Annotated in this window: 19 protein-coding genes; 6 read left to right on the forward strand and 13 right to left on the reverse strand. The window is 63.9% G+C overall.

The features are described 5' to 3' along the window. Positions 1-112: 112 nt before the first annotated feature. Complete coding sequence (locus tag BM275_RS17770; RefSeq protein ID WP_090522649.1) at positions 113-949, reverse strand: AraC family transcriptional regulator; 837 nt, start codon at positions 947-949, stop codon at positions 113-115. 119 nt (positions 950-1068) lie between these two features. On the opposite strand from BM275_RS17770, the gene BM275_RS17775 reads away from it, so the two are divergent. Next, positions 1069-1497, forward strand: a complete 429-nt coding sequence (locus BM275_RS17775) for an organic hydroperoxide resistance protein (RefSeq protein WP_014822048.1) — start codon at positions 1069-1071, stop codon at positions 1495-1497. Positions 1498-1534: 37 nt separating this feature from the next. Continuing rightward, on the forward strand, positions 1535-2485 hold the full coding sequence (locus tag BM275_RS17780; protein ID WP_090522651.1) for an alpha/beta fold hydrolase: 951 nt from the start codon (positions 1535-1537) through the stop codon (positions 2483-2485). 129 nt (positions 2486-2614) lie between these two features. Here the strand turns inward: BM275_RS17780 and BM275_RS17785 are convergent, their stop codons facing one another. The 3 genes from BM275_RS17785 to uvrD form a co-directional block, all read right to left on the reverse strand. After that, entirely contained in the window at positions 2615-3457 is an 843-nt protein-coding gene (locus tag BM275_RS17785) for a Tim44 domain-containing protein (protein WP_090522653.1), read from the reverse strand. A gap of 174 nt (positions 3458-3631) precedes the next feature. Next, positions 3632-4735: a TRAP transporter substrate-binding protein gene (locus BM275_RS17790; protein ID WP_090522655.1), complete on the reverse strand. Its 1104-nt coding sequence runs from the start codon at positions 4733-4735 to the stop codon at positions 3632-3634. Positions 4736-4808: 73 nt separating this feature from the next. Next, a complete protein-coding gene (uvrD, locus tag BM275_RS17795) occupies positions 4809-6998 on the reverse strand; it encodes a DNA helicase II (RefSeq protein ID WP_046618091.1) in 2190 nt (729 codons plus the stop codon). 255 nt (positions 6999-7253) lie between these two features. Here uvrD and BM275_RS17800 point away from each other — a divergent pair, with 255 nt between their 5' ends. Further along, a complete protein-coding gene (locus BM275_RS17800) occupies positions 7254-10106 on the forward strand; it encodes a putative bifunctional diguanylate cyclase/phosphodiesterase (protein WP_090522657.1) in 2853 nt (950 codons plus the stop codon). A gap of 33 nt (positions 10107-10139) precedes the next feature. Here BM275_RS17800 and trhP read toward each other — a convergent pair whose 3' ends face one another. The 8 genes from trhP to zwf form a co-directional block, all read right to left on the reverse strand. Further along, on the reverse strand, positions 10140-11513 hold the full coding sequence (trhP, locus tag BM275_RS17805) for a prephenate-dependent tRNA uridine(34) hydroxylase TrhP (protein WP_090522659.1): 1374 nt from the start codon (positions 11511-11513) through the stop codon (positions 10140-10142). A gap of 127 nt (positions 11514-11640) precedes the next feature. Beyond that, positions 11641-11859, reverse strand: coding sequence for an HP1242/YdcH family protein (locus tag BM275_RS17810; protein WP_041015392.1), 219 nt, complete (start codon positions 11857-11859; stop codon positions 11641-11643). Positions 11860-12033: 174 nt separating this feature from the next. Further along, on the reverse strand, positions 12034-13464 hold the full coding sequence (locus BM275_RS17815) for an aspartate kinase (RefSeq protein ID WP_090522661.1): 1431 nt from the start codon (positions 13462-13464) through the stop codon (positions 12034-12036). Positions 13465-13617: 153 nt separating this feature from the next. Then, positions 13618-14526, reverse strand: coding sequence for an ectoine hydroxylase (gene thpD, locus BM275_RS17820; protein WP_090522663.1), 909 nt, complete (start codon positions 14524-14526; stop codon positions 13618-13620). A 69-nt stretch (positions 14527-14595) separates the two neighbouring features. Beyond that, positions 14596-14997 carry an ectoine synthase gene (locus BM275_RS17825; RefSeq protein ID WP_090522665.1) on the reverse strand — a complete coding sequence of 134 codons (402 nt, stop codon included), beginning with the start codon at positions 14995-14997 and terminating at the stop codon, positions 14596-14598. A gap of 10 nt (positions 14998-15007) precedes the next feature. Further along, the gene (gene ectB / locus BM275_RS17830) at positions 15008-16285 is read right to left on the reverse strand and encodes a diaminobutyrate--2-oxoglutarate transaminase (protein ID WP_090522667.1); all 1278 of its coding nucleotides are present in this window, start codon (positions 16283-16285) and stop codon (positions 15008-15010) included. Then, positions 16282-16797 carry a diaminobutyrate acetyltransferase gene (gene ectA / locus BM275_RS17835; RefSeq protein WP_003297792.1) on the reverse strand — a complete coding sequence of 172 codons (516 nt, stop codon included), beginning with the start codon at positions 16795-16797 and terminating at the stop codon, positions 16282-16284. Before ectA ends, ectB begins: the two co-directional genes overlap by 4 nt. Positions 16798-17427: 630 nt before the next feature. After that, positions 17428-18870 carry a glucose-6-phosphate dehydrogenase gene (gene zwf / locus BM275_RS17840; protein WP_090522669.1) on the reverse strand — a complete coding sequence of 481 codons (1443 nt, stop codon included), beginning with the start codon at positions 18868-18870 and terminating at the stop codon, positions 17428-17430. A gap of 142 nt (positions 18871-19012) precedes the next feature. On the opposite strand from zwf, the gene hexR reads away from it, so the two are divergent. After that, the gene (gene hexR, locus BM275_RS17845) at positions 19013-19879 is read left to right on the forward strand and encodes a transcriptional regulator HexR (protein WP_014822039.1); all 867 of its coding nucleotides are present in this window, start codon (positions 19013-19015) and stop codon (positions 19877-19879) included. A 101-nt stretch (positions 19880-19980) separates the two neighbouring features. Continuing rightward, positions 19981-20193, forward strand: coding sequence for a PA3496 family putative envelope integrity protein (locus tag BM275_RS17850; protein ID WP_041754611.1), 213 nt, complete (start codon positions 19981-19983; stop codon positions 20191-20193). Here BM275_RS17850 and BM275_RS17855 read toward each other — a convergent pair. Next, positions 20138-21097: a LysR family transcriptional regulator gene (locus BM275_RS17855; protein ID WP_090522671.1), complete on the reverse strand. Its 960-nt coding sequence runs from the start codon at positions 21095-21097 to the stop codon at positions 20138-20140. The two genes, BM275_RS17850 and BM275_RS17855, sit on opposite strands and share 56 nt — an antisense overlap. Before the next feature lie 238 nt (positions 21098-21335). Here BM275_RS17855 and BM275_RS17860 point away from each other — a divergent pair, with 238 nt between their 5' ends. Next, positions 21336-22751, forward strand: a complete 1416-nt coding sequence (locus BM275_RS17860) for an acetyl-CoA carboxylase biotin carboxylase subunit (protein WP_090522673.1) — start codon at positions 21336-21338, stop codon at positions 22749-22751. The last annotated feature ends 10 nt before the right edge of the window (positions 22752-22761 follow it).

Raw genomic sequence — 22761 nt, forward strand, 5'->3', positions numbered from 1 at the left:
TTTGCCGGCGTCTGCTAAGCAGCTTAGTCAAGAATGGGCAAAGTAAAGGGCTAATTCCGCGCTCCGCTGCCTCGCGCTGCACCTATGAAAGAGCCTGAGTTGTGCCGGGAATTCACCCGACAGCGGCCATGGCCAGCTGCTTTTTCCACTCCCGCGGCGATTGCCCGGCGTGCACCTTGAACGCCCGGGAGAACGCGGCTTCGCTGCCGTAGCCCACTTCGAAAGCGATCATCTTGATCGGCCGTCCGCGACGCAGGGCCTTCTGCGCCAGGCGGACGCGCCAGCCCTGCAGATACTGTCCTGGCGTGGTGCCGACGGTCTCGCGGAAGGCCGTGGCGAACACGCTGCGCGACATCCCGGCAACGCTGGCCAGCTCCTCGAGCGTCCAGTCCTGCGCCGGCGCCTCGTGCATCGCCACCAGAGCATTGCGCAGGCGCGGGTGCGCCAGCCCGGACAGCAACCCGCCATTCACCTCGTCGCTTTCCATCAGCTGGCGCAGGACCTGGATCATCACCACTTCGAGCAACCGCTCGACCAATGCCACGCGCCCGCAGCGTTGCTCGAAGGCCTCCTCGAACAGCAGCGAGAGGATCGGCTCGGCGCCCCAGACCTGATCCAGCGGCAGGCAGACGACATCGGCCAGCGCCGAGGCGATCGGGTTGCTGGTGCCGCCTTCGAACGACAGGTTTGCGCAGACCATGTCGGCGTTCTGCCCGGGGGCGATGATGAAACGGTGCGTCAGCGGGCGCGGAAACAGCAGCAGGCTCGGTCGCTCGACCTGCAGCGACTCCCTGCCATAGCGCACCTCCAGCGTGCCGCTGCGCACCAGATGCAGCTGCCCGTGCACGCCATCGCTTTGCAGCGTGTTGATGCCGCACAGGGGGCCGGTATTGAACACCTGTGCGCTCATCGGGAAGTGGGTCATCAGCGCAGCGAGCCGGTCGGCCATCTTCGTACTCCTGATCATGTTTTCCGGATTCTACGTCACCAATAGTTTTTTCTGGTGAGCAGAATAGCTCTCACCGGGCAACAACGCCCTGGCCTACCAGCAGAACAGGAACCGTAGCCATGACCATCGAAAAGATTCTCTACACCGCCACTGCAACCGCCACCGGCGGCCGTGAAGGACGGGCCAGCTCCTCCGATCAGGCGCTCGACGTGCAGCTGTCCACGCCGCGTGAACTGGGCGGCGCCGGCGGCCCCGGCACCAACCCCGAGCAGCTGTTCGCTGCCGGCTACTCAGCCTGCTTTCTCGGCGCTTTGAAGTTCGTCGCCGGCAAGCAGAAGGTCGCCCTGCCGGCCGACACCCGCATCACCGGCAAGGTCGGCATCGGCCAGATCCCCACCGGCTTCGGCATCGAAGCCGAGCTGACCATCAGCGCACCCGGCATTGCCCACGACGTGTTGCAGGAGCTGGTCAACCAGGCCCACGTGGTCTGCCCGTACTCCAATGCCACCCGCGGCAACATCGACGTAACCCTGATCCTCGCCGACTGATCCAGCCCACAGCACCTACTAACAGGAGACACACACCATGAATGCCATCATCCGCACCTTCACCCTCCCGCTGCTGGCCATCGCGATGCAGCCAGTTTTCGCCGCGCAGCCGGAGCAGACCACGCAACCGACATCCAGTATCGCCAGCGCTCGCACCGCCAGCACCATCACCACGGCCGATGGCGTGCAGCTCTACTACAAGGACTGGGGCCCGAAGGACGGTCCGGTGGTCACCTTCAGCCATGGCTGGCCGCTCAACTCGGACAGCTGGGAATCACAGATGCTGTTCCTCGCATCCGAGGGCTACCGAGTGGTCGCTCACGACCGCCGCGGCCATGGCCGCTCCAGTCAGCCGTGGGAAGGCAACGACATGGATCATTACGCCGACGACCTGGCCGCGGTGATCGAAGCGCTGGACCTGAAGGACGTGACCCTGGTGGGCTTTTCCACCGGTGGCGGTGAGGTGGCGCGCTACATCGGTCGCCACGGCACCGAACGGGTGAAGAAGGCCGTGCTGGTCAGCGCCGTGCCGCCGATGATGCTGAAAACCGCGGATAACCCGGGTGGTCTGCCGCTGGAAGTCTTCGACGGCATCCGCAAGGCATCGCTGGAGGATCGCGCGCAGCTGTACCTCGACCTCGCCTCCGGCCCGTTCTATGGCTTCAATCGTCCGGGGGCGAAGGTCTCCCAGGGGCTGATCGACAACTGGCGCGCCCAGGGGCTGCAGGCCGGGCACAAGAACACCTACGACTCCATCGCCGCGTTCTCGGCCACCGATTTCCGTGGTGACCTGAAGAAGTTCGACGTGCCGACGCTGGTGATCCACGGCGACGATGACCAGATCGTGCCGCTGGACAGCTCGGGCAAGGCATCCGCAGCGCTGGTCAAGGATGCGAAGCTGATCGTCTATCCCGGCGCGCCGCACGGCCTGACCGACACCCACAAGGAGCGCTTCAACAACGATCTGCTGGTCTTTCTCAAGGAGTGATGCGCAGCGGCTATATCGAGCGGCTCGCAGCACCGCGTCACTTGCCGTTCAGAAACGACAAACCCCGCCAGATGGCGGGATTTGTCTGTGGACTGCGCTAAGGCAGACAGATTTTCTACACGACGCCGATCAGGCGTTCTGGCGGATACCAGCGACCAGCCAAGGCTGGTTCTCGCCCTGGGCACGTTCCATGCGCCAGCTTTCGCTGAACGGCTCGCCCTGGTCGAAGCGCGAAGTCTTCGCGGTGCCGGTGAAGGTCAGGGTCGCGGTGGTCTTCTCGGCATCGTCGTCGACGCCGTCGAGCTGGATTTGCAGATCGTCGATGTAGGTCGACTGATAGGCATCACCGATCTCGGCGCGCTCCTGCTTGAGGAAGCCCAGCAGCTGCGGGGTGACGAACTCGGAGATCTTGTCCATCTCGTTGGCGTCCCAGTGCTGCTGCAGCGAGAGGAAATGCTCACGGGCTGCGGCGACGAAGCTCTGCTCGTTGAACCAGGCCGGGGCGTTGATCACCGGAGCGGCGGCAACCGGGGCGGCGCTGCCACCGAAGATGGAGGTCGCCGGCTGCTGCGGCATGTCACGCTGCATCGGCGCATGGCCGGCTATGGCAGGCTGCTGCTGGCGACGGCGGGCGGCGAGGAAGCGGAACAGCAGGAACGCGATCAGGCCGAAGATCAGGATATCCATGAACTGGATGCCCTCGAAGCCGTCGCCCATGAACATCGAGGCGAGCAGACCACCGGCGGCCAGACCGGCCAACGGGCCGAGCCAGCGCGAGGCACCGCTGGCGGCAGCGGGCGTCTGACGGCCAGCCTGATTCGGTGCGGCCTGGGTCTGTTGGGGCGCCTGGCGGGTCTGGTGGCTGGGCGCCGAGCCGAAGCTCTTGCCGCCGCCGAAACGCTTGGCGTGGGCGTCGAGCGCGAAGGTCAGGCTGATACACAGCGCCATGAAGATGCTAAGCACACGTTGCATTGAGTGTTCCCGCTGAAAAGAGTGGAGTACGCGCGCCATCCTGCCGAGGCAGGCAGGGGTTGGCCAGGGGCAGTATGTTACCGGCTTTTGCTTGCGACCGTTGGTCGCGCCAGGTCAACGCTGGGCGAGATGCGAAAACGGAGCCTGACGGCTCCGTTCTGTGCTGCAGCGGGTTTAGCGCCAGTTGTACAGCTCCTTCTCGGAGATCTCGTGCATCGGCTTGACCTGTTCCTGGAAGGCTTTCATCGAGGCCCAGATGCGGCCGTTCAGCTCGCTCTGTTCGGCCAGCTCGCCGAGCACCAGCTCCGACTGCTCCTGCATGGCGCCGAGCACTTCGTCGGGGAAGCGCTTGAGCTCCACGCCTTGCTGCTTGAGCTGGTCCAGCGCTAGGGCGTTATTGTAGACATAGTCATCCATCATGTCGCGACTGGCCGCGCGGGTCGCCTCGGTGAGGATCGCCTGCAGGTCCTCGGGCAGGGTGTCCATCGCCTTCTGGTTCACCAGCAGCTCCAGCACCGCCTGCGGCTCCTGCCAGCCTGGGTAGTAGTAATACTTGGCGGCCTTGTGCAGACCGAAGGCCAGGTCGTTGTACGGGCTGACCCAGTCGGTGGCGTCGATCGCGCCGGTCTGCAGTGCGGTGAATACTTCGCCGCCGGGCAGATTCACGGTGGTCGCGCCGAGACGCGCCAGCACTTCGCCGCCGAGGCCCGGCATGCGGATCTTCAGCCCGCGCAGGTCGTCCAGCGAATCGATTTCCTTGTTGTACCAGCCGCCCATCTGCATGCCGGTGTTGCCGACCACCATCGGCTTCACGCCGAAAGGTGCATAGGCCTCTTCCCAGAACTTCTGGCCTTCGCCCTTGCTCAGCCAGGCGTTCATCTCGATGGCGGACAGGCCGAACGGAACCGAGGTAAAGAACTGCGCGGTGGGCACCTTGCCCTTCCAGTAGTAGGCGGCGCCGTGGCCCAATTCGGCGGTGCCGCGGGAAACGGCATCGAACACTTCCAGCGCCGGGACCAGCTCACCGGCGGCGTAGACCTTGATGGTCAGGCGACCGTCGCTCATCACCTTTACGCGATCGGCCAGGCGCTCGGCGGCGGTGCCCAGGCCCGGGTAGTTCTTCGGCCAGGCGGTGACCATCTTCCAGGTGTAGGTCTTGGCGGGTTCGCTGGCGGCCTGCTGGCCTGTGGTTTCGACTTTCTTGTCGTCGTTGCAACCGGCAAGGCCGAGGGTGGCAAGCAAGGTAGCGGCAGCACCGAACAGATGGCGGCGTTTCATGGGTCGGTATCCTTGGAAGACTCTTCTTATAGGAATGGCTTGTTGGTATGACGGGTTGACGTTAGCGTCAACCCTACAGGGCTTCAAGTTTTGCGTAACTGAGCATCAGCCATTTGCTGCCCTCATCCTCGAAATTCACCTGCACTCGGGCCTGGGCGCCGGAGCCTTCGAAGTTGAGGATGGTGCCTTCGCCGAACAGCGAATGGCGTACACGCTGGCCGAGGCTGAACGGCGTTTCCGGCACGCCGGCGCCGTCGAACAGCGACGAGCCACTCATGCTCTTGCCGCTGAACGAGCGCGTCACGGTATTGCTCAGACGTACTTCCTGGATCAGTGCCGGCGGCACTTCGCGGACGAAACGCGAGATCTTGTTATAGGTCTCGCTGCCGTACAGCCGGCGCGTTTCGGCGTAGGTGATCACCAGCTGCTGCATGGCGCGGGTGATGCCGACGTAGGCCAGGCGGCGTTCTTCTTCCAGACGGCCGGATTCCTCCAGGCTCATCTTGTGCGGGAACAGGCCTTCTTCCATGCCGACCAGGAACACCAACGGGAACTCCAGGCCCTTGGCGCTGTGCAGGGTCATCAGCTGCACGCTGTCCTCGTGGTCGCCGGCCTGCTGTTCGCCGGCCTCCAGCGAGGCGTGGTCGAGAAACGCCGCCAGCGGTGACTGGACGTCGTCGTCCTCTTCGCTGTAGCTGTCGAAGGCGCGCGCGGCGGAGACCAGTTCCTCGAGGTTTTCCACCCGCGCCTGGGCTTTCTCGCCCTTCTCGTCGCGGTGATAGGCAAGCAGCCCGGACTGCTCGATGACCAGCTGCGCCATGTTGTGCAGCTGCATGCCTTCGACCTTCAGCGCCAGCGTGTCGACCAGCTCGACAAAGGCGTTCAGCGCGCTGGCAGCGCGGCCGGAAACCGCCTTGGTACCGACCGCCTGATGCAGCGCCGCCCACATCGACAGGCCCTGATCACGCGCCAGCTGGCGCAGTGCTTCGACGGTCTTCTCGCCGATGCCGCGCGCCGGCACGTTGATCACCCGTTCCAGCGCCGCGTCGTTGTCGCGGGTCTGGATCAGCCGCAGGTAGGCCATGGCGTTCTTGATCTCGGCGCGCTCGAAGAAGCGCTGGCCGCCGTAGATGCGGTAGGGAATCTTCTCGCGCAGCAGCGCCTCTTCCAGCACCCGCGACTGGGCGTTGGAGCGGTAGAGGATGGCGATCTCGCTGCGGCTCATGCCGTCGCGGATGGCCTTCTCGATGCTCTCGACCACGTAGCGCGCTTCGTCGTGCTCGTTGAACGCAGCGTACAGGCTGATCGGCTCGCCCTCGCAGCCGGAAGTCCAGAGCTCCTTGCCGAGACGGCCCTGGTTGTTGGCGATCAGCGCGTTGGCGGCCTTGAGGATGCAGGCGGTGGAGCGGTAGTTCTGCTCCAGGCGGATGGTTTCGGCGTCGGGGAAGTCCTGGCTGAACTGGTGCAGGTTCTCGATCCGCGCGCCGCGCCAGCCGTAGATAGACTGGTCGTCGTCGCCGACCACCATCAGGCTCTCGCCGCCCTTGGCCAGCAGCCGCAGCCAGGCGTACTGCACGGCGTTGGTGTCCTGGAACTCGTCCACCAGCACGTGGCGGAAACGCCGCTGGTAGTGATCGAGCAGGCCCGGGTGGTCGCGCCACAGGTCCAGGGCGCGCAGCAGCAGCTCGGAGAAGTCGATCACCCCGGCGCGGGCGCAGGCCTCTTCATAGGCTTCGTAGATCTTCAGCTGGGTGGCGAGGAACAGATCACCGCCGGCCTGGATGTTGCGCGGACGCAGGCCTTCGTCCTTCTGCGCGTTGATCCACCACTGCGCCTGGCGCGCTGGCCAGCGTTGCTCGTCGAGGCCGAGTTCGCGGATCACCCGCTTGACCAGCCGCTGCTGGTCGTCGGAATCGAGGATCTGGAAGTTCTGCGCCAGCTTGGCCTCCTGCCAGTGCGCGCGCAGAAGGCGGTGGGCCAGGCCGTGAAAGGTGCCCACCCACATGCCCTGCGGGTTCACGTGCAGCAGCTGCTCGATGCGCTGGCGCATCTCGGCGGCAGCCTTGTTGGTGAAGGTCACCGACAGGATCGAGTGCAGCGAGGCGCGTTCGACCTGGTGCAGCCACGCGATACGGTGCACCAGAACGCGGGTCTTGCCCGAGCCGGCGCCAGCCAATACCAGCTGGCGGCCAAGCGGCGCGGCCACGGCCTGGCGTTGAGCATCGTTGAGGGAATTCAGGAGGAGAGAGAGATCGTCATGCATCGCGGCATTCTATTGGAAATGCCTGCGCTGCGCTCGCCCTGCGGTCCATTCGAAAGCGCAGTCTGCGGCAAACCGGCGCGGGCGCGGTCTTGGTTGATCGCGCCTGGTGGAACCTTCCGCTGGTCGGCTGGAGTACCGATCGCCGTTTTTCCGACGCACCATGGTATGACGCGACGCCATCAACGTGCCATTATCGACGGTGGTATGGTTCCGAGGGAGCCTGTTTTAGGTGCAGTTATTACTAGAACAATATTCATGACCGATTCCATCCGAGCCGCCTGCCCGGCATCAACACAGCCATTGTCCCGCGGGGCGTCGGCGGCCGATATCGTTGCCGAGCGTACCCGGCTGCTGTATCGAGGTTCGCGCGTACCTGCCTGGCTGTTGTTGCTGACGACACTGGTTCTCGGCGTGGTGCTCTGGGGCGAGCAGGGCGGTGTCGAGCTCGGGCTGTGGCTGGGCTGGATGGGCGCGCTGGCACTGTTGCGCTTGCAGCAGATATTCGCCTTCAACCGAGCCAGCCCCGAGGCGCAGGCCGCGCCGTGCTGGCGCTGGCGCTTTCTGCTCGGAAGTGGCGCGTCTGCGCTGAGCCTGTGCTACGCCATGGTCGTGCTGGTGCCGGCCGATGTCTTCGTTACCCAAGCGCTGCTGTACGGGCTGATCGGTTCGGTCGTCGTGGCCGCCAGCGTCGCTTACGGGGTCTGCCTGCCCGCCTTCTTCAGTTTCGCCGTGCCCAGTCTGTTGCCGACCGGCCTTCTGCTGATGACCAGCGGCTATCCGTTGCAGCAGGGCTGGGGTTTGCTGGCGATGATCGTGCTGGCCACCCTCAGCCTGATCGGCTGGCAGATCAGCCGGCTGGTGAACGACGGGCTCGAACAGCGGCTGCATAGGCAGCAGCTGATCGAGCGGCTGGAAACCGCCGGCCGCGAAGCCGACCAGCTCAATCGCCGTTTGGCCTCGGAAGTCGAGCAACGCCGCCATGCCGAAAAGCAGCTGCGCAGTGCCTACGATGGCCTCGAGCAGCGCGTCGCCGAGCGCACCGCGGAACTCGCGCAGCTCGCCGAAGAGCTGGGGGAAAGCGAGGCGCGGCTGAATCTAGCGCTGGACGCCAGTGGCCTCGGCCTGTGGGACTGGGATCTGCAGAACAACCATGTTCATCATTCCCGTCTGGAGGTGGTGTTCGGCATCGGCCGGCAGCACCGCTACGACGAGGATGGCTCGCCGTTGCCGGACATCCATCCCAAGGATCTGGAAGGCGTGCGCGCCATCCTGATCGCGCACCTGAAGGGCGAAACCGAGCAGTTTGCCGTCGAGTACCGTGCGTTGCGCGCCGACGGCAGCGAAATATGGCTCGAGGATCGCGGCCGGGTGATCCAGCGCGACGCCGCTGGCCGTGCCCTGCGCATGATCGGCACCCGTCGCGACATCAGCGAGCTGCGCCGCCAGGCCGAACAGCAGCGCCTGGCAGCGACGGTGTTCGAGGCGGCCAGCGAAGGCATGGTGATCATGAACGATCACTACCGCGTGCTGGCGGTCAACGACGCCTGCTGCGCGCTGTCCGGCTACAGCCGCGAGGAATTGCTCGGGCACAGCGTGGCGCGCATCGCCGGTTCGCCGGAGAGTCAGCGCCAGTACCAGACCATGCGTGAAGCGCTGGAACTGCACGGTCACTGGCAGGGCGAGCTGATCGAAACCCGCAAGAGCGGCGAGGTCTACCCGCAGTGGGTACAGCTGCGCGAAGTGCGCGATGCCAACGACAGCGTCACCCATGTGGTCGCGTTCATCTCCGACATCAGCGTGCGGCGCAAGATCGAAGAGCGTCTGCGCTACCTGACCCATTACGACGACCTCACCGGGCTGGCCAACCGCGGCCTGCTCAAGGAGCGTCTGCACGAGGCCTGCCAGCGGGTGCGCCGCAACGGCCGCAACATGGCGGTGCTCTACATCGACCTGGACCGCTTCAAGCTGCTCAACGAAAGCCTCGGGCACGAGGCCGCCGACGCATTGCTGCGCGAGATGTCGCGGCGCATCACCCAGACCCTGGCAGATGCTGACACCATCGCGCGGCTGTCCGGCGACGAGTTCGTCGTGCTGTTCGACGCCTACGGCAGCCTCAGCAGCCTCGCGCATCTGGGCAGCCGGCTGCTGCAGCGAATCCGCAAGCCGCTGATCATCGATGAGCAGGAGCTGGTCATCAGCGCCTCCATCGGCGTCAGCCTGATGCCGGACAACAGCCGTGACGCGGAAGTGCTGCTACGCCAGGCGAACATGGCCATGCAGCAGGCCAAGCATCTGGGCGGCAACACGCTGCAGTTCTTCACCGACCGGCCGCAGGCGTCGAGCATGCAGTACCTGCAGCTGGAGAATCAGCTGCGCAAGGCGCTGGAAGTCGGCCAGCTGGAAGTCTTCTATCAACCACGTCTGAGCTTGGCTGACGATGCTCTGGAGGCCGCCGAAGCGCTGGTGCGCTGGCGTCATCCGCAGCGCGGGCTGGTCGCGCCGGCGCACTTCATTCCGCTGGCGGAAGAAACCGGTTTGATCATTCCGCTCGGTGAGTTCGTCCTGCGCGAGGCCTGCCGCCAGGCACGCCAGTGGCTGCAGGACGGGCTGGCGGAGATTCGCGTGTCGGTGAACCTCTCGGTCAAGCAGCTGCGTCAGGGCAATTTCGTCAGCCTGGTGCGCCAGGTACTCGAGGAAACCGGCCTGCCGGCGACGATGCTGGAGCTGGAGCTGACCGAGAGCCAGTTGCTGGACGATATCGACAATGCCATCAGCATCAGCGAGCAACTTCGAGCGCTAGGGGTCAGGCTGGCGATCGACGACTTCGGCACCGGCTTCTCGTCGCTGAGTTACCTCAAGCGCTTCCCGGTGGACTACGTGAAGATCGACCGCTCGTTCATCAGTGAGCTGGAGCATTCCAGCCAGGATGCGGCGATTACCCGGGCGATCATCGCCATGGTCCACAGCCTGGAGCGCAAGGTGGTGGCCGAGGGGGTGGAAACCCAGGCGCAGATGGATTTCCTCAAGGCCAACCAGTGCGACGAGATTCAGGGCTACCTGCTCAGCCCGCCGGTGCCGGCCGAGCAGTTCGCCGAGCTGCTGCGCTAGGCTGCGGCGCCGCAACGCGGCGCCAACCCGATCTCAACCGCGAGTGGTGCTGCCGTCGAGTTCGCGCATCAGCAGGGCGTAGCGCAGATCGACGTCTTCCGGCACCGGCAGGTAGACCGTGTGACCGTCGCCCGGAGCCACCTCGATGGATTCGCCGCGCTTGTTCTCCAGTCGCTCAAGACGCAGGTTGAGGTTGCCCTGCGGCGTCATCAGCTCCAGTCTGTCGCCCACCGCGAAGCGGTTCTTCACCTTCACCTCGGCCAGGCCGTTGCGGCGTTCGCCGGTCAGCTCGCCGACGAACTGCTGGCGCTCGGAGAGCGAGAAGCCGCGTTCGTAATTCTGGTATTCGTCATGCACGTGGCGGCGCAGGAAGCCTTCGGTGTAGCCGCGGTGGGCCAGCGATTCGAGGGTATCCATCAGCGACTTGTCGAATGGCCGGCCGGCGAGGGCGTCGTCGATGGCCTTACGGTAGACCTGCGCAGTGCGCGCCACGTAGTAGTGGCTCTTGGTGCGGCCTTCGATCTTCAGCGAGTGCACGCCCATATGCACCAGGCGCTCGACGTGCTGCACGGCGCGCAGGTCCTTTGAGTTCATGATGTAGGTGCCGTGCTCGTCCTCGAAGGCGGACATGAATTCGCCCGGACGGCTGCTGTCTTCGAGCAGGAATACCTCATCGGTCGGCGCGCCGATACCCAGGGTTGGGTCGGGGCTGGGAGTTTGTGCCGGCTGCACGACGATCGGCTCGTACTTGTGCACGATGTCGCCGACTTCGTTCTCCTTCGCCTCATGGGTCTTGTACTCCCAGCGGCAGGCGTTGGTGCAGCTGCCCTGATTGGGATCGCGCTTGTTGATGTAGCCGGACAGCAGGCAGCGGCCGGAATAGGCCATGCACAGCGCGCCGTGGACGAACACTTCCAGCTCCATGCCCGGCACCTGTTCGCGGATCTCGCCAATCTCCTCCAGCGACAGCTCGCGGGAGAGGATCACGCGGCTGACGCCCTGGCTCTCCCAGAACTTCACCGTCGCCCAGTTCACCGCGTTGGCCTGCACCGAGAGGTGGATGTTCTGCTGCGGGAAATGCTGGCGCACCAGCATGATCAGCCCCGGGTCGGACATGATCAGCGCATCCGGTCCCATCGCCACCACCGGCTCCAGATCCTTGATGAAGGTCTTCAGCTTGGCGTTGTGCGGGGCGATGTTGACCACCAAGTAGAACTGCTTGCCCAGTGCATGTGCTTCGTCGATGCCAAGCTTGAGGTTGGCATGGTCGAACTCGTTGTTGCGCACGCGCAGGCTGTAGCGCGGCTGCCCGGCGTACACCGCATCGGCGCCGTAGGCGAAGGCATAGCGCATGGATTTCAGCGTGCCGGCAGGGGACAGCAGCTCGGTGCGGTAGGGGGTGCTCATGGCGCGGGACTCGCAGGAGGGCATCGAAGAAGCGCGGCATTTTACTGCGCTCGGCGGTCGATTGCGCGTCGTCTGCGATATTCGGGGTGAGGCGCAATGGCGCCCCGCCTGAGCGGGGCGCCGAGGATCAGGCGGCGGGCGCTTCCTTGAGCATGGCGTAGAGCCGGTCCTTGAGCTGTAGCTTCTCCTTCTTCAGGGTCTCGACCTCGCTATCGGTGCCCGGGACGATGTGCGCTTCGATGTTCTTGACCCGTTGATCCAGCTCGTTGTGCTCGTCGAACAGGCGGGCAAAGGTCTTGTTTTCCGCCTTCAGGCGGGTGATCAGATCGCGGTACTCGGGGAACATGGCAACTCCTGCGGCATGGATGAGCGGGTTGGGCAGACCGGCTTGGGCCGAGCTGCCTCGTGCTTCCATGGTCGTACCGGTGCTTACCTGTGGTATTGACCCGCGTCATACGCAGTCGGGAAGCCGGACAGCAAAACGCCGGGACGAGCCCGGCGTTTCGGTCTTGCGCCTGGATCAGGCCGCGGCGATCACGTCACCGTGGTTTTCCGGCTCGATCAGCGCGCGGTGCAGCGCGGCAATGGCGGCGTCGTAGTCCTCTTCGTTGACCACGCACTGCATCTCCACCTGACGGATTGACTGGTGGATCGCCTGGATGCTGATGCCGGCTTCGGCGAGCGCCGCCACGGTCTTGGCCAGGATGCCCTTGACCTTGAGGTCGGAACCGATCGCCGAGACGATGGCCAGGTTGTGCACCGTGACCTCGGCCGCGGGGTACTTCTCCTCGATCAACTTGGCCGCGCGGTTGATCAGCTTGCGCGAACCGGAGGCGTAGTAGGTGATGCTGTTGGCATCGGAGTCCTTGTTCACCACGTAGAGCTTGAGCTGCTTGAGCAGCTTGCTGATTTCCATGTCGTGGCTGATGTCGCCGAGCATGTCCTGGTCGAACACCTCGATGCCGAAGACGTCCTTGCGCCCGGCGATGATTTCCACGCAGGGCTTCTCGCTCTTGTAGTCCTGGCTGATCAGCGTGCCGCCGTGCTCGGGCTCGAAGGCATTCTTGATGCGCAGCTCGACACCGGCACGGCGCAGGGTCTTGGCCGCGCGCGGGTGGATCGCTTCCATGCCGAGGTTCGACAGCTGGTCGGCGACGTCGTAGTTGGTGCGGCCGATGGTCACCACCTTGTCGGCACCGACCAGGTTCGGGTCGGCAGAAGAGAGGTGGAATTCCTTGTGGATGATCGCTTCATGCGCGCCGGTGGCGGCGGCGATCTGGGCGAAGGTGATCTCGCTGTAGCCACGGTCGTAGGTGTTCATCAGGCCTTCGGCGCAATGCGTGTAGCCGGTGGCGACCACCAGTTCGCGGCTCAGGTCGAAGCCGGCGAAATGGCTGGCGATCATCTCCTCGAACGGCAGCGGCGCTTCCTGCTGCCAGCCGGTGAGGTCGGCCAGACGGGCGTTGACGCCGCGCTGCTTGAGCGCCAGCACCGAGTTGAAGGCGCTATGCGCTTCACCGAGGGAGGCGAGCATCTCGCGCACCTTCATCAGGTGCTCGGAGAGCTGGAAGTGGCCGTAGGCGCAGAGCTTCTGCAGGCTGTGCATGCACTCGCTGGCGTCGTCGATGCGCGAATTGATGAACTGGTTGGCGGCGTGCAGCTCGTACTCGGAGCTGAACAGCTCGGCGTTCTTCGCCAGCATGCGCTGACGCACGCCTTCCAGCGCCTCGCGCCAGGCGCCTTCGCTCTGGGCATCGGCAAAACGCTGGTAGACGCCGGGCTCGCCGGTCTTCTTGTGTTCCAGCAGCAGATTGGTCATGCCGCTATAGGCCGAGACGACGAAGACGCGCTGGTACAGCGCTGCGCCTTCCCGGCGGCCGATGAAGATGTTGTCGAGGACTTCCTCGAAGCGGCTCATCGACGTGCCGCCGATCTTTTCTACGGTATGCATATTTTTATTGCGTCCGAATCTGGCAGGCCGTTGACGGGCCCGGCGCGGCTGGCGCACCTGTCGATCAACGAGCTGAAAGTGAATTCATCCCTGGGCCGTAAGTGATCGGCCAAGCCGGGGGATCGGGCCCGTCATCAGACGCGCCCAATCGCCTCAGAGATACTGTTGCGGCTGAATGTCCAGCGGCTTGAACGTCTCGCGCTCGGCGACGAATGCCGGGCGGGGTTTCTGCTCGCAGAACGGCGGCTGCACGGCATTATCCACGTGGTTGTAGACGTAGAACAGATTGCTTCGCGCGCTGGGTGTGATGTTGCCGTTGGAGCCGTGCATGGTGTTGCAGTCGAAGAACACCACGCTGCCCGCGGGGCCGGTGGCGCAGTCGATGCCGAAGCGGCCGGCTAGCTCGCTCAGGCTGTTCTGGTCAGGCACACCGAACTCCTGCTTGCGCAGGGATTTCTCGTAGTGGTTCTCCGGCGTGGCGCCGACGCAGCGCACGTAGTGCTTGTGTGAGCCAGGCATCAGCATCAGCGGGCCGTTGTGCGGCTCGTTGTCGGTCAACAGAATCGAGCAGGACAGGCAGCGCATGCGCGGCATGCCGTCCTCGACGTGCCAGGTCTCGAAGTCCGAGTGCCAGTAGAACTCCTTGCCGGTGAAGCCGGGCTTGAAGTTCATCCGTGACTGATGCACGTACAGATCACCGCCGAGGATGTAACGGGCGATGCCGGCGGTGCGCTCATCGGCGGCCACGCGGGCGAACAGTTCGTTGTCGCTGTGAATGTCGAACACCGAGCGGACGGCGCCGCTGTCGGGTTCCTTGATGGTCTTGCCGGAGCCGGCGACGGCCGGGTCCTGGCGCATGCGCTCGAGTTCGGCGCGGAATACCGCCACTTCGTCGGCGCTGAACAGGTTGGGGATGACCAGGTAGCCGTCGCGCTCGAAGCGCTCGATCAGCTCTGCCGCTATCGGCGCATTCTCCAGGTCGCTGCGGTAGACGACCGGATCCAGGCGTTCCTGCCAGCTGGGCTGGTCTTCCTGGCGCGAGGGATACAGGTCGGCTTGCATAGGGTTCACGCATACCTCCTTTCTCTTGTGATGGCGGGGCGGCTTCATGGCCGCCCCGGTAAACCGGTATCAGACGGTTTCGGCCTCCAGCGGATAGACGCCGCTCTCGTCATGTACTTCCTTGCCGTTGAGCGGCGGGTTGAAGACGCAGGCCATCTTCATGTCCTCGCTACCGCCCCGCAGCAGGTGCTCGTCGTGCTTGTCGAGGATGTACAGCGTGCCGGGTTCGATCTTGTAGATCTTGCCGTCGGCGATGGTCTCGATCTCGCCGTTGCCGCTCATGCAGTACACCGACTCCAGGTGGTTCTGGTAGTGGATGTGCGTCTCGGTGCCGGCGTAGATGGTGGTTATGTGGAACGAGAAACCCATATTGTCGTCTTTGAGCAACAGACGGGTGCTGTCCCAGGTGCCGGTCTTGCTGTGGACCTTGCGGTTGGTCTGCTCGCACTCGGCGAGGGTTCTGACGATCATTGCAAATACCTCAGGAAGCTTGGTTTTCGGTCTGCTCGCTCATCACGGCGGCGAAGGCCTTGTCGAGGATGGCGAGTGCGCGGTCGATCTGCTCTTCGCTGATGATCAGCGGGCAGAGACACTTGACCACTTCGCTGTGGGCGCCGCTGGTTTCGATCACCAGGCCGTTCTCGAAGGCGTGACGGCAGACGGCGGAGGCGATATCGCCATCCGGGCAGCTGATGCCGATCATCATCCCGCGGCCTTTGAGGAACAGCGAATCCGGGCCGTGGCGGCGGACGATGCGCTGCATGCCGTCGGCGATGCGCTTGCCTTTGGCCTTCACGCTGTTGGCGAACTCGTCGTTCTGCCAGAAGTGCTCGACGGCTGCGGCAGCAGTGACGAACGCATGGTTGTTACCGCGGAAGGTGCCGTTGTGCTCGCCCGGCTTCCACTGGTCCAGCTCCTGGCGCAGCAACACCATGGCGAATGGCAGGCCATAGCCGGACAGCGACTTGGACAGGGTCACGATGTCCGGATGGATGCCCATTTCCTCGAAGCTGAAGAAGGTCCCGGTGCGGCCGCAACCGGCCTGGATGTCATCGACGATCAGCAGCATCTCGTGCTTGCGGCAGAGCTTCTCGAGCTTGCGCATCCACTCGGTCGACGCGGTGTTCAGTCCGCCTTCACCCTGCACCACCTCGACGATCACCGCGGCGGGCTTGTCGATGCCGCTGGAGGGGTCGGAGAGCAACTTGTCCATCATGCCGATGGTGTTGGTCTTGTCGCCGAAGTAGTTGGCGTACGGCATGCGGCTGACATCGGTGAGGCTGATGCCGGAGCCGCCGCGGTGATGCTGGTTGCCGGTCGCGGCCAGCGCGCCGATGCTGCAGCCGTGGAAGCCGTTGGTGAAGCTGATGATGTTGTTGCGCCCGGTGACCTTGCGCGCCAGCTTCATCGCCGCTTCGACCGCGTTGGTACCGGTCGGGCCGGTGAACTGCATGCGGTAGTCGCCCATGCCGCGCGGTTCGAGGATCAGGCGGTTGAAGGTTTCGAGGAAACGCTCCTTGGCTGCGGTGTACATGTCCAGGCCATGGGTGATGCCGTCGTTCTGGATGTACTCGAGTAGCGCCTTCTTGAGTACCGGGTGGTTGTGCCCGTAGTTGAGCGTGCCGGCACCGGCGAGGAAGTCGATGTAACGCTTGCCGTCCTGCGTGACCAGTTCGGCACCCTGGGCCTGGTTGAAGACCACGGGGAAGGAACGGCAGTAGCTACGGACCTTGGATTCGTTCAGTTCAAAAGTTTTCATGCGTGCTCCTTGAGCTCTTCTTCTAGATGGGAAACGGTGAACGGGCCGGCGCGGTAGAGCACCTCGTCCTCGTGCTGACCGCCAAAGTGCGCGGCGCGGGAGAACAGCGTGCGCGTGGTGCAGTCGGCACCCAGCCGATCGAATGCCCGCTTGAACAGTGCCTGCGACGCCGCGTTGTCCGGGGAAATGGTGGTTTCCATGAAGCGCACGTCGTGCTCACGGGCCACACGGGCCGTCAGCGCCAGCAGCATGCGCAGGGCCAGGCCCTGACCGCGCATCGAACTATCGACGGCGACCTGCCAGACGAACAGGGTGTCCGGGCGGGCAGGGGGGCGGTAACCCGAGATGAAACCAACCAGTTCGCCCTGGGCGTTCTCTGCGGCGATGGCGGTGTCGGCGAAATCGGAGCACTGCAGCAGGTTGCAGTAGACCGAATTGGTATCGAGGGGCTGGCAGCGAGCCACCAGCTGATGCAGGTTGTAACCGTCGCCGTCGGTTGGGCGACGGAGCACTACGGTAGGGAAACTCAAAACAATGCCTTTGGGGTTGTTGATTGAATTCCTTTTTAGGGTAGGCATATCCGGAGAAGTTTCTCAACCCGAACTTCTGAATATGCGAAGTTCTGGGCGCTGCATATATCGCTCGATCCCGCGTAATTACGGCGATTGCGCCGTGGATGTTTCAGTCTGTTTCATTTCGCCAGGCTGGCGGTGAAGGCTGATAGTTACGGGGGAAGTTTCGGGAGTGTCGCGAGAAGTTCGATGGCGGTGGTGCGCAGAAGTTCGCCTTGAGTGGCCATGGCGTAGCTGCAAGCGGCATGAATGCTGGCTTTGCTGTGGTTGATCGATGCCCGAATCGTTCGCCATGCACGCGCTGTTGAGCATGGCGTGCTGCGGATAAGTGTGCGGGGAAGAATCAGGCTGAGAATCGACGCGGAAATAGCACTAAATGGCGGCGTGAACTACCGATAATATTTCGCTGATGTGACGTCTGTATGTCGGCGCGATATGGCCACGGCCGAGCTAGTTGCTCGGCGTAGTTGTGGTGGTCGCGATCGATGATTTCAGAAAGTCTGCCGATCCGCTCTATCTCGCGTTATGCGGGGGCTGTGGCGAAGTTGTCGGAAGTTGTGCCAGGCAACTTCATTGCCACCAGCGATGGCCCTGGCGTTCGATGAATTGATGGGCCTGTTCCGGGCCGTCTTCGCCGGCCGGATAGGGGCGCGGCTTGCGGTAGTAGCTGTGCCAGCCGCGCAGGATCGGATCGACCCAGTTCCAGGCCGCCTCGACCTCGTCACGGCGCATGAACAGCGTGGAGTCGCCTTCGATCACATCCAGCAGCAGCCGCTCGTAGGCTTCCCAGCGACGGGTGCTGCTGAAGGCGTGCGCCAGGTTCAGATCCAGCTCCACCGGTTCCAGCTGCATGCCCTTGCCCGGTGCTTTGGCCATCAGCTGCAGGCTGATGCTTTCTTCCGGCTGCAGGCTGATCACCAGGCGGTTCACTTCACCCTTGCTGAACAGCAGGTGCGGCACCTGTTTGAAGGTGATGATGATCTCCGAGCGCTTGCGCGCCATGCGCTTGCCGGTGCGCAGGTAGAAGGGCACGCCAGCCCAGCGCCAGTTGTCGATCTCGGCCTTTACCGCGACGAAGGTTTCGGTGTCGCTGTCGTTGTCGATGTTCGGCTCGAAGTAGTAGGCCTGCACGTCGTGGCCACCGATGCGGCCGGCGCCGTATTGGCCGCGCACGGTCTTGTCCAGCACGTCGTTGCCGGTGATCGGCTTCAGCGCCTCGAGCACCTTCACCTTCTCGCCGCGGATGTGCTTGGCATCGAAACGCACCGGCGCCTCCATTGCCACCAGGCAGAGCAGCTGCAGGAGGTGGTTCTGCAGCATGTCGCGCATCGCGCCGGCGTTGTCGTAGTAGCCGCCGCGGTTCTCCACGCCGAGGGTTTCGGCGACGGTGATCTGCACATGGTCGATATGCCCGGAGCGCCAGATCGGCTCGAACAGCGCGTTGGCGAAGCGCAGCGCCATGAGGTTCTGCACCGTTTCCTTGCCCAGGTAGTGATCGATCCGGTAGATCCGCGACTCAGGGAACACGGCGCCGATCGATTCGTTGATTTCCAGCGCCGAGTCCAGCGAATGGCCGATCGGCTTTTCCAGCACGATGCGCGCATCGTCACCGGCCAGCCCGGCGCTTTCGAGATTGGCGGCGATGGGTTCGAACAGGTCCGGCGCGGTCGCCAGGTAATACACCCGCACACGGCCGTCGGCCTGGCCGAGGTGATGGGCAAGGCGCACGTAGTCGCCGCGCTGTGAGGCATCCATGGCGAAGTAGTCCAGACGCTGGGCAAAGGCCTGCCAGGTGTCAGGGCTGAAGTCGCTGCGGGCGACCTGCGCGCGGCAATGCCGCTCGGCCAGGGCCAGGTAGCCGTCGCGGTCGAGCTTTTTTCGCGCCAGGGCGAGTATCCGTACGTCGGCGTGCAGGCGTCCGTCACGGTGCAGGTGGTAGAGCGCCGGAAGCAGTTTGTGCAGCGTCAGGTCACCGGTCCCGCCGAACACGAGCATGTCACAGGATATCGACATCGATTCTCTCCCAGGGCCAAAAAATGGGCGTCGTGGCGAGGCTTGTAGTATAACTACCGCCCCACTACAACCCGCTGACGGCTGAGCGGCGCCGATCGCGCCCGAGCAAAGCCATCAGACGAGAGCATAGCGAGTCCGGAACGTGAATCTGCTGCAGCACATCGCCCAATCCAGAAGCCTGCTACGGAAGTCGGAGCTGAAAGTGGCCGACCATGTCCTGCTCGATCCGGCGTCGGTGATGCACAGCTCCATGGCCGACCTGGCCCACGTGGTCGGCGTCAGCGAACCCACCATCGTGCGCTTCTGCCGCGCCATCGGTTGCCTGGGTTTTCAGGATCTCAAGCTCAAACTGGCGCAGAGCCTGGCGGCTGGCGCCAGCTTCGGTCAGTTCGCTATCAGCGAGAACGATTCGGTGGCCGACTTCGCCTTGAAGATCTTCGACACCACGCTGCACACGCTGATGGAAGTGCGCGAGCGGCTCGACCCCGAAGCGCTGCAGCGCGCCATCGCTGCCATGGCTAAGGCCGAGCGCGTGGAGTTCTACGGTTTCGGCGCATCCGGCGCGGTGGCCACCGACGCCCAGCACAAGTTCTTCCGTCTGCTGCTGTCAGCTGCCGCCTATTCCGATCCGCACATGCAGGCCATGTCGGCGGTGACGCTCAAGCCTACCGACGTGGCGATCTGCATCTCGCAGTCCGGTCGCTCGAAGGATCTGCTGATCACCGCCAACGTGGTGCGTGAATCCGGCGCGACGCTCATCACCCTGTGCCCGAGCCAGACGCCGCTGGCCGAGCTGGCCACCATCAACCTGGCAATCGACGTACAGGAAGACACCGAGATCTACACCCCGCTGACCTCGCGTATCGCTCACTTGGTAGTGATCGACGTGCTGGCGATGGGTGTTGCCATGGCGCGCGGACCGAGTCTGGTCAATCACCTCAAGAGCGTGAAGCGCAGCCTGCGCAGCCTTCGCCTGTCGCCGCAGAAGGTCAAGACGCACGACGACTGAGGCGCCGCTGCACCTTCACGGTCGCGTAATCGCCCTGACTTCAGTTTGTCATCCATGACGTCGATGCTGATCTCTCCTTACCTGTTCTGGGAGATCGCTTCATGCTCCGGCACACCGACGATAGCAGCCAGCTCGACAGCAAGTCCCGTCGCAAACAGCAGGATGAGCGGCGCATGCGTTTTCGCCGCGCCATCGAAAGCTATACCGAGCAGCGTCAGCTGCATGCCGAGCTGAACGACTACGCCGATGCGCTGGTGATCAGCTCGCTGCGCTCGTCGTCGGCGAGCCGGCGAAGCGCTCCGCCAGCGCACTGATCTGCGCGCGCTCTTCACGGAGGAAGGCGAAGAACGCCTGGGCCACCGGACTCAGGCGCTTGCCGCGCGAATGCACCACGCACCAGCTGCGATATAGCGGCAATTCCTCGACCGGCAGCTCGCGTAGCAGCCCGTTGGCCAGCTCCAGATGCACCGCATGGCGTGGCAGCAGTGCCAGGCCGAGCCCGGCCACCACGCATTCGCGCAGCGCATCCAGCGAGGCGACCTGGATGGTCTGGGCGAAATGCGCGCGCTTCTGGCGCAGGTAGTCCTCGCCGGCCCGTCGCGTGCCCGAGCCGGGCTCCCGCACCAGCAGGGGATAGTCCGTGAGGTCCTGCAGGGACAACGTGGCGGCGTTGCACAGCGGATGGTCGGGTGGCGCCACGGCGATGATCGGGTTGTTCAGGAAGGGCATGAACTCCAGGTCCATGTCGGTAGGCACCTGAGACATGATCAGCAGGTCGTCACGGCTCACCGACAGGCGCTTGACCGCCTGGGCATGGTTGACCACCACCAGTTGCAGGCTGACCTCAGGGTGCAGGCGCTTGAAGGCGGCGAACAGGTGCGGCGTGACGTACTTGGCGCTGGATTCAACCGCCAGGTTGAGCTGGCCCTGCAGCGAGCCCTGCAGATCCGAGAGCTGCATGTCGAGGCTGTCCAGGCGACCGAAGATGTCGGTACTGGCGCGCTGCAGCGCTTCGGCCGCATCGGTCAGGTAGAGCTTCTTGCCGAGGTACTCGAAAAGCGGTTGACCGACCAGTTGCTCAAGCTGCCGAATCTGCAAACTGACGGCGGGCTGGGTCAGTGCCATTTCCTCCGCCGCACGGCTATACGAGTGCGTTTCGCACACTGCTCGAAATACCTGAAGCTGGCGCAATGTCATGCGCATCAACGATTTTCGCATCACGTTCTCCGCAATATTATAAAGCGCAACCCCGTTGCACCGTTGCCAGCGGCGCTGACCGTTCGGCCAGATTAATGCTGCTCAGAGCGTATCTATAAGTAATTACTTATTATCAAGCAAACAATTATTCATTTTCAGTAATCCCCCCAGCGGGCGTAGGGTGAAACGGCTCGTTGCAAATGCGAGTGATCATGACCCGCACGCGGGTCGCCTGCTCAACGATCCGAGGGAAGACAGCGTGATCAAGAAGCTGCTGATCGCCAACCGCGGGGAAATCGCGGTGCGCATCGTCCGCGCCTGTGCCGAAATGGGTGTCCGCTCGGTGGCGGTATTCTCCGAAGCCGACCGCCATGCGCTGCACGTCAAGCGTGCCGACGAGGCGCATTTCATTGGCGAAGACCCGCTGGCCGGCTACCTGAACCCGCGCAAGCTGGTGAACCTGGCTGTAGAAACCGGCTGCGATGCGCTGCATCCAGGCTATGGATTTCTTTCCGAGAATGCCGAACTGGCGGAAATCTGCGCCGAACGTGGCATCCGCTTCGTAGGCCCCAGCGCCGAAGTGATCCGCCGCATGGGCGACAAGACCGAAGCGCGGCGCAGCATGATCAAGGCCGGCGTGCCGGTCACGCCGGGCACCGAGGGCAACGTCGCCGATCTTGCCGAGGCGCTGCGCGAAGCCGAGCGTATCGGCTATCCGGTGATGCTCAAGGCCACCTCCGGTGGTGGCGGTCGTGGCATTCGCCGCTGCAACTCGCAGGCAGAGCTGGAATCGGCCTATCCGCGAGTGATCTCCGAAGCGACCAAGGCCTTCGGCAGTGCCGAAGTCTTCCTGGAAAAGTGCATCGTCGAGCCGAAGCACATCGAGGCACAGGTATTGGCCGACAGCTTCGGCAACACCGTGCACCTGTTCGAGCGCGACTGCTCGATCCAGCGCCGCAACCAGAAGCTCATCGAGATCGCCCCGAGCCCGCAGCTTACCCCCGAGCAGCGCGCCTATATCGGCGACCTGGCCGTGCGTGCGGCCAAGGCGGTGGGTTACGAGAACGCCGGCACCGTGGAGTTCCTGCTCGCCGATGGCGAGGTGTACTTCATGGAAATGAACACCCGGGTGCAGGTGGAACACACCATCACCGAGGAAATCACCGGGATCGATATCGTCCGCGAGCAGATCCGCATCGCCTCCGGCCAGCCGCTGTCGGTCAAGCAGGAGGACATCCAGTATCGAGGCTTCGCCCTGCAGTTCCGCATCAACGCCGAGGAGCCGCGCAACGACTTCCTGCCCTGCTTCGGCAAGATCACCCGTTATTACGCGCCGGGTGGCCCCGGTGTGCGCACCGACACGGCGATCTATACCGGCTACACCATTCCGCCGTATTACGACTCCATGTGCCTGAAGCTAATCGTCTGGGCGCTGACCTGGGAAGAGGCACTGGCCCGTGGTTCGCGAGCACTGGACGACATGCGCGTACAGGGCGTGAAGACCACCGCCACCTATTACCAGCAGATTCTCGCCAGTCCGGATTTCCGCAGCGGCCAGTTCAACACCAGCTTCGTCGAGAACCACCCGGAACTGCTGAACTACTCGATCAAACGCAAGCCGGGCGAGCTGGCCCTGGCCATCGCTGCCGCCATCGCCGCCCACGCAGGACTGTGAGGAACGAACC

This window comes from Stutzerimonas kunmingensis (assembly GCF_900114065.1).
GTDB lineage: Bacteria > Pseudomonadota > Gammaproteobacteria > Pseudomonadales > Pseudomonadaceae > Stutzerimonas > Stutzerimonas kunmingensis.

Coding starts and splice junctions, on each gene's coding strand:
- BM275_RS17790 (WP_090522655.1), bottom strand. CDS start 4,735: ATGAAACGCCGCCATCTGTTCGGTGCTGCCGCTACCTTGCTTGCCACC.
- BM275_RS17775 (WP_014822048.1), top strand. CDS start 1,069: ATGACCATCGAAAAGATTCTCTACACCGCCACTGCAACCGCCACCGGC.
- trhP (WP_090522659.1), bottom strand. CDS start 11,513: ATGAGCACCCCCTACCGCACCGAGCTGCTGTCCCCTGCCGGCACGCTG.
- BM275_RS17825 (WP_090522665.1), bottom strand. CDS start 14,997: ATGATCGTCAGAACCCTCGCCGAGTGCGAGCAGACCAACCGCAAGGTC.
- BM275_RS17810 (WP_041015392.1), bottom strand. CDS start 11,859: ATGTTCCCCGAGTACCGCGATCTGATCACCCGCCTGAAGGCGGAAAAC.
- uvrD (WP_046618091.1), bottom strand. CDS start 6,998: ATGCATGACGATCTCTCTCTCCTCCTGAATTCCCTCAACGATGCTCAA.
- BM275_RS17785 (WP_090522653.1), bottom strand. CDS start 3,457: ATGCAACGTGTGCTTAGCATCTTCATGGCGCTGTGTATCAGCCTGACC.
- ectB (WP_090522667.1), bottom strand. CDS start 16,285: ATGAAAACTTTTGAACTGAACGAATCCAAGGTCCGTAGCTACTGCCGT.
- BM275_RS17770 (WP_090522649.1), bottom strand. CDS start 949: ATGGCCGACCGGCTCGCTGCGCTGATGACCCACTTCCCGATGAGCGCA.
- BM275_RS17780 (WP_090522651.1), top strand. CDS start 1,535: ATGAATGCCATCATCCGCACCTTCACCCTCCCGCTGCTGGCCATCGCG.
- BM275_RS17815 (WP_090522661.1), bottom strand. CDS start 13,464: ATGCATACCGTAGAAAAGATCGGCGGCACGTCGATGAGCCGCTTCGAG.
- BM275_RS17800 (WP_090522657.1), top strand. CDS start 7,254: ATGACCGATTCCATCCGAGCCGCCTGCCCGGCATCAACACAGCCATTG.
- thpD (WP_090522663.1), bottom strand. CDS start 14,526: ATGCAAGCCGACCTGTATCCCTCGCGCCAGGAAGACCAGCCCAGCTGG.
- BM275_RS17850 (WP_041754611.1), top strand. CDS start 19,981: ATGCTCCGGCACACCGACGATAGCAGCCAGCTCGACAGCAAGTCCCGT.
- zwf (WP_090522669.1), bottom strand. CDS start 18,870: ATGTCGATATCCTGTGACATGCTCGTGTTCGGCGGGACCGGTGACCTG.
- BM275_RS17855 (WP_090522671.1), bottom strand. CDS start 21,097: ATGCGAAAATCGTTGATGCGCATGACATTGCGCCAGCTTCAGGTATTT.